Source organism: Endobacterium cereale, assembly GCF_009617585.1.
GTDB classification, from domain to species: Bacteria; Pseudomonadota; Alphaproteobacteria; order Rhizobiales; family Rhizobiaceae; genus Neorhizobium; species Neorhizobium cereale.
This window is the reverse complement of sequence record NZ_WIXI01000040.1, coordinates 14,865-24,357: the sequence shown is the minus strand read 5'-3', so window position 1 is coordinate 24,357 and position 9,493 is coordinate 14,865. Positions and strand designations below refer to the sequence as shown.

7 protein-coding genes are annotated in these 9,493 nt (G+C 59.4%); 6 read left to right on the top strand and 1 reads right to left on the bottom strand.

From position 1 onward, the window contains the following. Positions 1-5: 5 nt before the first annotated feature. The 6 genes from GAO09_RS09320 (at position 6) to GAO09_RS09295 (ending at position 7,964) form a co-directional block, all read left to right on the top strand. A complete protein-coding gene (locus tag GAO09_RS09320; protein WP_153353745.1) occupies positions 6-1,541 on the top strand; it encodes an ABC transporter substrate-binding protein in 1,536 nt (511 codons plus the stop codon). 79 nt (positions 1,542-1,620) lie between these two features. Beyond that, on the top strand, positions 1,621-2,544 hold the full coding sequence (locus GAO09_RS09315; RefSeq protein ID WP_153353744.1) for an ABC transporter permease: 924 nt from the start codon (positions 1,621-1,623) through the stop codon (positions 2,542-2,544). A gap of 6 nt (positions 2,545-2,550) precedes the next feature. Next, complete coding sequence (locus GAO09_RS09310; RefSeq protein ID WP_153353743.1) at positions 2,551-3,399, top strand: ABC transporter permease; 849 nt, start codon at positions 2,551-2,553, stop codon at positions 3,397-3,399. Positions 3,400-3,421: 22 nt separating this feature from the next. After that, complete coding sequence (locus tag GAO09_RS09305; protein ID WP_410767691.1) at positions 3,422-5,167, top strand: M14 family metallopeptidase; 1,746 nt, start codon at positions 3,422-3,424, stop codon at positions 5,165-5,167. Between the two features lie 506 nt (positions 5,168-5,673). Next, on the top strand, positions 5,674-6,375 hold the full coding sequence (locus GAO09_RS09300) for a carbonic anhydrase (RefSeq protein WP_153353741.1): 702 nt from the start codon (positions 5,674-5,676) through the stop codon (positions 6,373-6,375). A gap of 5 nt (positions 6,376-6,380) precedes the next feature. Then, a complete protein-coding gene (locus tag GAO09_RS09295) occupies positions 6,381-7,964 on the top strand; it encodes a SulP family inorganic anion transporter (RefSeq protein ID WP_153353740.1) in 1,584 nt (527 codons plus the stop codon). 78 nt (positions 7,965-8,042) lie between these two features. Here GAO09_RS09295 and GAO09_RS09290 read toward each other — a convergent pair whose 3' ends face one another. Next, positions 8,043-9,488 (bottom strand): NAD(P)(+) transhydrogenase (Re/Si-specific) subunit beta, encoded by a 1,446-nt coding sequence (locus GAO09_RS09290; RefSeq protein ID WP_153353739.1) that lies wholly within the window; start codon positions 9,486-9,488, stop codon positions 8,043-8,045. Positions 9,489-9,493: the final 5 nt, after the last annotated feature.

Genomic DNA, 9,493 nt, shown 5'->3' with positions numbered 1-9,493 from the left:
AGGGAATGACAATGTTCAAACTGGGAATGAAAGCGGGCTTCATGGCCATTGCGCTTTCGAGCGTGGCCTTTGCAGCAGCCCCGGCGCTTGCCGCCGGCAAGATGACCATCTCGTCGCCGCAGGATCCGGGCAGCTGGGACCCGATCGACACCTTTCTCGTTCAGTGGGCAGCCGTTGCCACCAACATCTTTGACGGCCTGACCTATCGCGGTCCGGACCTCAAGCTGGTACCGGGCCTTGCCGAAAGCTGGGAAGAACTGGACGAAGGCAAGCGCATTCGCTTCAAGCTGCGCCAGGGCGTCAAATTCCACAATGGCGAAGATTTTAACGCCGCAGCAGTCAAGTTCACCTTCGAGCGCCTTCTCGGCGAACAGGGTGCCAAGGGCCCGCAGCGTTCTAACTACATCGCCATCGACAGCATCGATGTCATCGACGACTATACGGTCGACCTCAAGCTGAAGGCGCCGGATCCGGTTCTTCTGACCAAGCTTGCAGGTTACGGCGGCATGATCGTTCCGCCAAAGTACATTCAGGAAAAGGGTGAGGACAATTTCAACCTCAACCCGGTCGGCACGGGCGCATTCAAGTTCGTATCCTACCAGCCGAAGGTCAATATCAAGCTGGAAGCCAACCCGAACTATTTTGGCGGCGCGCCAAAACTGTCTGAACTGGAATACCGCTTCATTGCCGAGCCGGCGACCGCCGTTGCCGAACTGCAGGCAGGCCGCGTCGATCTTGTCATCCCGCCGACCATCCCGATCGGCATGCTGCCGGTCATCCAGGGTGACAGCAAGCTCGAAATCCTGTCCGTCCCCGGCCCGACCGTGGATGCCCTGCGCTTCAACACCCGCGACGGCATCACTGCCGATCCGAAGGTTCGCAAGGCGATCATCATGGCGATCGATCGCGCCACGATCGTGCAGTCGATCCTTGCCGGCCAGGCATCCGAGATCACCAGCTTCCAGAGCGCCCTTTCCTTCGGTTTCGATCCTGACCTGAAGGCGATCCCCTACGATGCGGAAGGCGCCAAGAAGCTGCTGGCGGAAGCCGGCGTAAAGGCTGGTGCCACGCTGCAGATCGACATCCGCGGCAATGACGCGACGATGAACGAAGTCGCGCAGGTAATTTCCAGCTATCTGTCGATGGTCGGCATCACCGCCACGATCAAGCCTTACGAAACCAACGTTCTGCTGAACGACATAATCCCGCAGGGCAAGACCGGCGCGATGTTCCAGCAGAAATGGGGCGGCTGGACCTTCGATTACGACAACACGGCGTATTCGATGTACCACTCTGGCGAAAAGTGGAACCCCTACGACAAGGACGAAAAGCTGGACAAGCTGCTGGAATCGCAGCGCCCGCTGACTGACCGTGCCGAGCGCGAAAAGATCCTCAAGGAAGTCGGCGCCTACGCCGCCGAACGCGCGCTGGAAGTGCCGCTCTACAACACCAACGCCATCTTCGGCATCAACAAGCGGGTCAAGGGCTTCATTGCACCGCCTGACAACCGCATGAAGCTGAACGAAGTCACCGTCGACTAATCGACGTCACTTCACAGGAAACAATACCTCGCCCGCATCCCCGCGGGCGAGGCTGGACTTCTCTTTTAGGAACGAGAACTTGGCCGGATTCCTCATTAAGCGATTGCTACAGGCGATTTTCGTCGTTATCGCCATCACACTCGTCGTCTCGTTTGCCATTCGCCTCACCGGTGATCCGGCCGTGACGATGTTTCAGGGCGGCGGCAGCATGACGGAGGACGACCTTGCGCGCATTCGTGCCGCTTTAGGCACCGACCAGCCGTTCTTCGTGCAATATTTCAACTTCCTCAAGGGCCTGGTCACGCTTGATTTCGGACGCAGCTTTTCCGGTGGCACGTCTGTCTCGCTGCTGATCGGTCATGCCCTTCCGGCCACGCTGCTTTTGGCCTTCATCTCGATGTTCGTGTCGATCGTGCTGTCCATTCCGCTCGGCATCAAGGCAGCCACCTCGCGCGGCAAGGCCGCCGATCAGGCGATCCGCATTTTTTCGCTGATCGGCCTGTCCTTCCCGAATTTCTGGCTGGCGACCATGCTGGTGCTGCTGTTTGCCATCACGCTCGGCTGGTTGCCACCAAGCGGCATGTCCGGCTGGGCAAGTTATGTAATGCCGGCCATCACCATGGGCGTCATCCTGACGGCGACCAACGTTCGCCTCGTGCGCACCTCGATGCTGGAGACCCTGCAGTCGCAATACATCATGGTGGCGCGCGCCAAGGGCCTTTCCGAAAGCAAGGTTCTCTACAAGCACGCGCTGCGTAACTGCGCCATTCCGCTGATCACCTATTTTGGCCTGCAGTTCGGCGGCCTGCTCGGCGGCATCGTCGTCATCGAACGTGTCTTCAATTGGCCGGGCATGGGCACACTTGCCTTCGATGCCGTCGGCGCACGCGATTTTCCCGTGCTTCAGGCTGTCATCACCGTTCTTTCGCTGATGATCGTCGGCATCAACCTTCTGGTCGACATCGCCTATGGCCTCGTCGATCCGCGCATCCGCACGGAGTAACCGACCATGGCTACCAAAACCTCCCGCCTGTCGCGCTTCGCGAGCCTCGAATTCATTCTCGGCATTTCGCTGACCGTCATCATCTGCCTCGCCGTTCTCTTTTCCGATCTGCTGTTTCCCGGCGGTGCCGAAAAGATCAACCTGCTGTCGCGTCTGGTAAAGCCGTTCACCAATCCCGCCTTCCCGTTCGGCACCGATCCGCTCGGTCGTGACGTGCTGGCCCGCGTTGTCGCCGGTGGCAAGATTTCGCTTCTGGTCGGCTTCACCTCCGTCATCGGCGCCGTGATTTTTGGCGTGCTGATGGGCCTGATCGCCGGCTATTACCGCGGTTTTTGGGACATGCTGGTCATGCGTTTCGCCGACCTGCAACTTGCTATGCCGTTCATCCTGCTCGCCATCACCTTCATCGCCATCGTCGGCGGCAGCCTGACCAACACGATCATCCTGCTGATCGTGTCGCAATGGGTGCAATATGCCCGTCTGGTGCGCGGTTCGGTGCTGACGCTGCGCGAGCGCGAATTCATCCTTTCGGCCCGCGCCATCGGTGTGAAGGACTGGCGCATCATCTTCCAGCACCTGCTGCCGAACCTAGTCGGCCCGGTGATCGTGCTGATGACGCTCAACGTCGCCAACAACATCTTGCTTGAAAGCAGCCTGACCTTCCTCGGCCTCGGCGTCGATCCGACCATTCCGAGCTGGGGCGGCATGCTGGCCGATGGCCGTACCTATCTGCAGACGGCATGGTGGGTCAGCGTCTTCCCGGGCCTCGCCATCCTGCTCACCGTGCTCGGCCTCAACCTGCTTGGCGACTGGCTGCGCGACAGCCTCGACCCGACCGGCCGCACCTCCAGATAAACACTTCGATACACAGCAAGGCATGACACCCATGACCACGATCTTCGAGACTTCCATTGAGCGTACTCTTGAAACTCTGGTCATGGGAGCCAAGCCCGGCCTGTCATTCGAAGCCTGGACTTTTGACGATACAAAAAGCCGCCGTGCCACTGAGCAAGCGCTGAAGGACAAGGGCGTCACTGCCCGCATCCGCAGCGCCTACAAGCCGCTTCTCTTCACCTTTCTCGAAGAGATCGACCTAGCCGGCGTGACGGATATCGAGGTGCGGTACCCGGTGCATACCAATGCGCCTGCCAACCGGTTTCGACTGGAAGCCTACCCGCTGGCAGCGCTTGTCGGTGACGCCAGGATCGAATTCGTTGCCCGTGAAGACGGCGAGTTCCTTTATGACGTAACGCTCACCCGCAACGGTCAGAGCGAAACGCTGAAAATTCTCGTGCCGAACCGCGTGCATCAGGATGTCGTCGGCGAAACCAATGTCTCGCCAACCGGCTGGTACCGTGCCGAAGGCGATGCGACGGGCGAGCGTCTGGAAACCGATTACGAAAAACTGTTCCACAGCGCCATCGATGCAATTGCCGGTCATGACTGGGGCTCGACCGAACCCTATTTCGAAGAGCTGAACATCCGCGTCTCGCATCCGGCCGAAGACATGGACCTGCCGGTCGGCGACGAGGTGGTGAGCCTTTGCGAAGCGCTGCACGAGGATTTCTACTTCTCGTTGCTCGAGTTTTTCCAGAAGAAGTCCGGCCGTCCGCTCGGCGACCGTGGCCTGAAGCCCGGCCAGATCGTGCCCGAGATCGTGAAAAGCGCCGGCGAAATCGGCATTCGTGTCGAAACCCGGCCGCTGACGACCGGTTTCCTCGACGGCAAGGAACAGGCAATCGACACCGCAAAAGAACCGCCGGCAGCCAGCCAGATGGCCAAGCTACTGGCCGAAATCGGAGGCGAGGAATTTAACACCAAATCCCGCTCAGGGCGCGTACTGTCGGCCCGATACATCAAGGGCTCTGAAGCGGCCGTGATGATCAGCGGCGGTCAGCATCCCAATGAGACGACCGGCATCGTCGGCGCTATCCGCGCCGCCCGTGCCCTGAAGCAGCGCGCCAATGCGCATTTCACCATCTCGCCGCTGGAAAACCCGGATGGCTATGCACTTCACCAGCGCCTGCGTGTCGACAACCCGCGCCACATGCACCATGCCGCACGTTACACCGCGCTGGGTGACGACCTTGAATACCGCACCCGCGAAAATTCGGGCGAGCACCTGAACGAAAAGGCTATCCGCTTCACGGCACAGGAACTCAGCGGCGCAAAGCTGCATGTGAACCTTCACGGCTATCCGTCGCATGAATGGACGCGCCCGCTTTCCGGTTACGTGCCACGCAACTTTGCCATGTGGACACTGCCAAAAGGCTTTTTTCTCGTCATGCGCCACCACGCCGGCTGGACGCAGCAGGCGGAAGCCATGCTCGACCACGTCACCCGTCATCTCGGCGCCATTCCGGGCATTCTCGAATACAATAATCGCCAGATCGCGCTCTACGAGAGCCATGCCGGCGAAACAGGTTTCCGTATCATCAACGGTTTCCCCTGCCTTTCGTCGATCGACGACCGTCATACGGTGCCTTTGACGCTGATCACTGAATATCCGGATGAAACGATCTACGGCGACGATTTCATCGCCGGCCACACGGCGCAGATGGAAACGGTGATTTCTGCCTACGAATCCTGGCAGTTGCTGCAGTCGGATGCACCTTCGGCGTAATCACACGCCTCACAGTATCGAACGACAAACTCGCCCTTGCTTTGGCCGCCTAAGCAAGGGCGAGTTTATTTGCGCACCTATCGCGCCTCATTTTGATTTCTGGCGTCTTCTTATCAGATTAAATCAGCCTTGAGACGGTTCGCGCATGTTGATCACCAGTCACAAACGCGCCACCTAAAGGCGTGTATTTGTGCGTCGCAACGTATAACTTGCGCAAAAGCCAAAAATACTTTGATCATCACAGATTTTTGACGCCTTTTTAGCGGTTTGTCCACGACTCGCCGCTAGTCAATTGACAAACAACAGTTTTTTGCGAGCGTCAGAACAAGGTATTTTTACCGTAAAATCGATTTATAGCGATTACTCCTCACATTCCGACTTCCTTCATGTCAGTCAGTTGTCATTTTCACGTTGCTAATTTTGCAGTGCGAAATGATCGCTTCATTCAAACTACCGGATCGAGTGCAGGCCTCCTGACGTGCTCGCCGGCCAAAGAGGATACGACCATGGGCGACCTTCTGAAGGGCATCTCCAGTTTTCGCGGCGCCGTTTTCCCGGATCACTCGGCGCTATACCGCAGGCTTGCGCACGAGGGACAATCGCCGCAGGCGCTGATGATTTCCTGCGCCGACAGCCGCGTCATGCCGGAAACGATCACGCAGTCCGGCCCCGGCGAACTTTTCGTCTGCCGCAATGCCGGCAATATCGTCCCGCCGTTCCAGACCATGAACGGCGGCGTTTCCTCGGCCATCGAATATGCAGTCGTCGCCTTGGGCGTACGCGACATCATCATTTGTGGCCACTCGGACTGTGGCGCCATGAAGGGGCTCTGCCACCCCGACCTGCTCGGCAAGATGCCGAATGTGGCCGCATGGCTGAAACATAGCCATGCGGCGCATTCCATCGTCTGTGAGGCCTATCCGCCGAACATGAATGAAAAGGAAAAGATCCGTGCTGTCGCCATGGAAAACGTCGTGGTCCAGCTCGACCATCTGCGCACCCATCCTTCCGTTGCGGCAAAACTCGCCAAAAGCGAGGTGACACTGCACGGCTGGTTCTTCGACATCGAGACCGGTGATGTTTTGGTTTACGACGGTGCCGCCGCACGGTTTACCGAAATCGGTGATCATCAGAACCTGCCGGTTGCCGTGAAGGGCCGCGGTGTGCCGCATGTGATCCCGGCTACTGCGCAAATTGCCGCGGAGTAAGACAGATGGCGAGTGACAACCTCATCCAGCACGTACCGGCCTCTTCTGGGGGACGATCTTCTTCTACATTCGCGGCTGATTTCGCATCCTCGGTAGTGGTCTTCCTTGTCGCCATTCCGCTCTGCCTCGGCATTGCTGTGGCCTCCGGCGTGCCGGTGGCCATGGGCCTGATCTCCGGCATTGTCGGCGGCCTTGTAGTCGGCGCCATTGCTGGCTCGCCGCTGCAGGTTTCCGGACCCGCGGCGGGTCTTGCCGTCATCGTTTTCGGTTTTGTCGAGCAGTATGGCGTGGCAGCGCTGGGTCCGGTTCTGGTGGCGGCCGGTGCGATCCAGATCCTTGCCGGCTTCCTGCGGATCGGCTCGTGGTTCCGCGCCATTTCTCCGGCTGTCGTTCACGGCATGCTGGCGGGTATCGGCATTCTCATCATTCTCGGCCAGATCCACGTCCTGATGGATTCCAAACCGGCAGCGGGCGGCATCCAGAATGTCGTCGCCATCGAAGGCAGTGTCGAAAAGCTTTGGCATGACGGCATCACCACGCAGACGCTTGCCCTGATGGTGGGCGTTGCCTCGCTGCTGGCCATGATCGGCTGGGAAAAGTTTCGTCCAGCCAAGCTGAAGCTCGTACCGGGCGCGCTGATCGGCGTTGCCTTCGGGACACTGCTGGCCGTTGGCTTCGCCTTGCCGATCGCCCGTGTCAATCTTCCGGCTTCGCTGCTGGATGGCATTTCCATTCCCGGCGCCAGCGATTTCATGCGACTGACGGAGCCTGGCATATTCGTCACCGTGCTGGTGATCGCCATTATCGCCAGTGCCGAAACGCTGCTGTCGGCCGCAGCTGTCGACCGCATGCATGATGGCGAGCGCACCAAGTACAACAAGGAGCTGTTTGCGCAAGGGATCGGCAACGGTATCTGCGGCATGCTCGGCGCGCTGCCGATCACCGGTGTGATCGTGCGTTCCTCGGCCAATATTCAGGCCGGCGCAAAAACCCGTCTTTCGGCGGTCATGCATGGCGCATGGGTTCTGGCTCTGGTGGCATTGCTGCCGCAGCTTCTCGGCGTGGTGCCGTTGACGGCTCTGGCGGCCGTTCTGCTGGTGACCGGCTGGCGTCTCGTCAGCCTGCACCATGTGCGCCACCTGTTCGACCAACACGGTTGGGTGCCGGTCGGCATCTGGTTTGCCACCGTATCGCTGGTCGTAACGCAAGATTTGCTGATCGGTGTTGGTGTCGGTCTGGCGCTGTCGATTGCGGAAATCGTGCCTTACCTGCGCCGTCGCCTGCATATCGAAACGGCGGAAACTGAGGACGAGATCTATCTCAACCTCACGGGTGCGGCGACCGCCAAAAGCATTCCGGCGCTCCTGAACCTGCTCGAAAAGCTGCCGGCGAGCCAGCCGGTGCGGCTGACCGCGCCGGACCTGCATTATCTCGACCATACCTGCGCCGAGACGATCAGCGAATGGGTGCAGCGCGAGACGCGGGCCGGACGGCGTGTGATTGTCGAATACGCGTCTTCTGAATCGTCCGAGCGGCATCACCGTGTCGATCCGCAGCTGCGGCGGTTTTATTCCGAAGCGGCTGCCTGAGGCGGCGATCATCACCGAAGCAAAAAGGGCCGGAGCATAGCTGCTCCGGCCCTCTGTTTTTGCTCGATTATTTCGCGATTACTTGATCATCGGCAGAAGTTCGGAGACCGACTTCTTGGCGTCGCCATAGAACATCCGCGTGTTCTCCTTGTAGAAGAGCGGGTTCTCGATGCCGGAATAACCGGTGCCCTGACCGCGCTTCGACACGAACACCTGCTTGGCCTTCCACACTTGCAGAACAGGCATGCCGGCGATTGGCGAATTCGGATCTTCTTCGGCTGCCGGATTGACGATGTCGTTGGAGCCGATGACGATGACGACATCCGTGTTCGGGAAATCGTCGTTGATCTCGTCCATTTCGAGAACGATGTCGTAGGGAACCTTGGCTTCGGCGAGCAGCACGTTCATATGGCCCGGCAGACGGCCGGCGACCGGATGGATGGCGAAACGCACTTCCTTACCGGCCGCGCGCAGTTTGCGGGTGAGTTCGGACACGGCCTGCTGTGCCTGCGCGACAGCCATGCCGTAACCCGGAACGATGACAACGCTGTCGGCGTCGTTCAGCGCATTGGCAACGCCTTCGGCATCAATGGCGATCTGTTCGCCTTCGATTTCCATGGCAGGTCCCGTCGTGCCACCGAAGCCGCCCAAGATGACCGAGACGAAGGAGCGGTTCATCGCCTTGCACATGATGTAGGACAGGATCGCACCGGAGGAGCCGACCAGCGCACCGGTGACGATCAGCAGATCGTTGCCGAGCGTGAAGCCGATGGCAGCGGCCGCCCAGCCGGAATAGCTGTTCAGCATCGACACCACGACCGGCATATCGGCGCCGCCGATGCCCATGATCAGGTGATAGCCGATGAAGAAGGCCAGCAGCGTCATCAGGATCAAGATCCAGACGCCCGAACCATTGGCGTACATGACCAGCAGGATGAGCGACAGGATGGCAGCACTGGCATTGAGGATATGGCCGCCCGGAAGCTTTTTCGCCTTGCCGTCAACCTTGCCGGCCAGCTTGCCGAAAGCAACGACGGACCCGGTGAAGGTGACCGCACCGATGAAGACGCCGAGAAAAACTTCGACATTCATGATGGCGAGTTCGACCGGGGTTTTATGGGCCAGAATGGCGGAAAAGCCTTCGAGCGTTGCGCGGGTGGCTTCATCCATGCCGCCGACACGCCATGCTTCGATATGGGCATTGTAGCCGATGAATACGGCGGCAAGGCCGACGAAGGAGTGAAGTGCTGCGACAAGCTGCGGCATTTCCGTCATCTGCACGCGGGCAGCGACGGTGTAACCCATGATCGAGCCACCGGCGATCATCAGAAGAATGATCAGCCAGTTGCCGAAACCGCCGGGAACCTGCGGGCCGAGGATGGTGGCGACCACGGCGAGCGCCATGCCGACAATGCCGTACCAGACGGCGCGCTTAGCGCTTTCCTGACCCGAAAGACCGCCGAGCGAAAGAATGAAGAGAACAGCCGCGGAAATATAGGCGGCGGAAACGATACCGATCGTCATATGTT

What these genes read in the sequence shown, in the direction of transcription:
- GAO09_RS09320 (WP_153353745.1), top strand. Translation starts at nt 6, where the DNA reads ATGACAATGTTCAAACTGGGAATGAAAGCGGGCTTCATGGCCATTGCG.
- GAO09_RS09310 (WP_153353743.1), top strand. Translation starts at nt 2,551, where the DNA reads ATGGCTACCAAAACCTCCCGCCTGTCGCGCTTCGCGAGCCTCGAATTC.
- GAO09_RS09290 (WP_153353739.1), bottom strand. Translation starts at nt 9,488, where the DNA reads ATGACGATCGGTATCGTTTCCGCCGCCTATATTTCCGCGGCTGTTCTC.
- GAO09_RS09305 (WP_410767691.1), top strand. Translation starts at nt 3,422, where the DNA reads ATGACACCCATGACCACGATCTTCGAGACTTCCATTGAGCGTACTCTT.
- GAO09_RS09295 (WP_153353740.1), top strand. Translation starts at nt 6,381, where the DNA reads ATGGCGAGTGACAACCTCATCCAGCACGTACCGGCCTCTTCTGGGGGA.
- GAO09_RS09300 (WP_153353741.1), top strand. Translation starts at nt 5,674, where the DNA reads ATGGGCGACCTTCTGAAGGGCATCTCCAGTTTTCGCGGCGCCGTTTTC.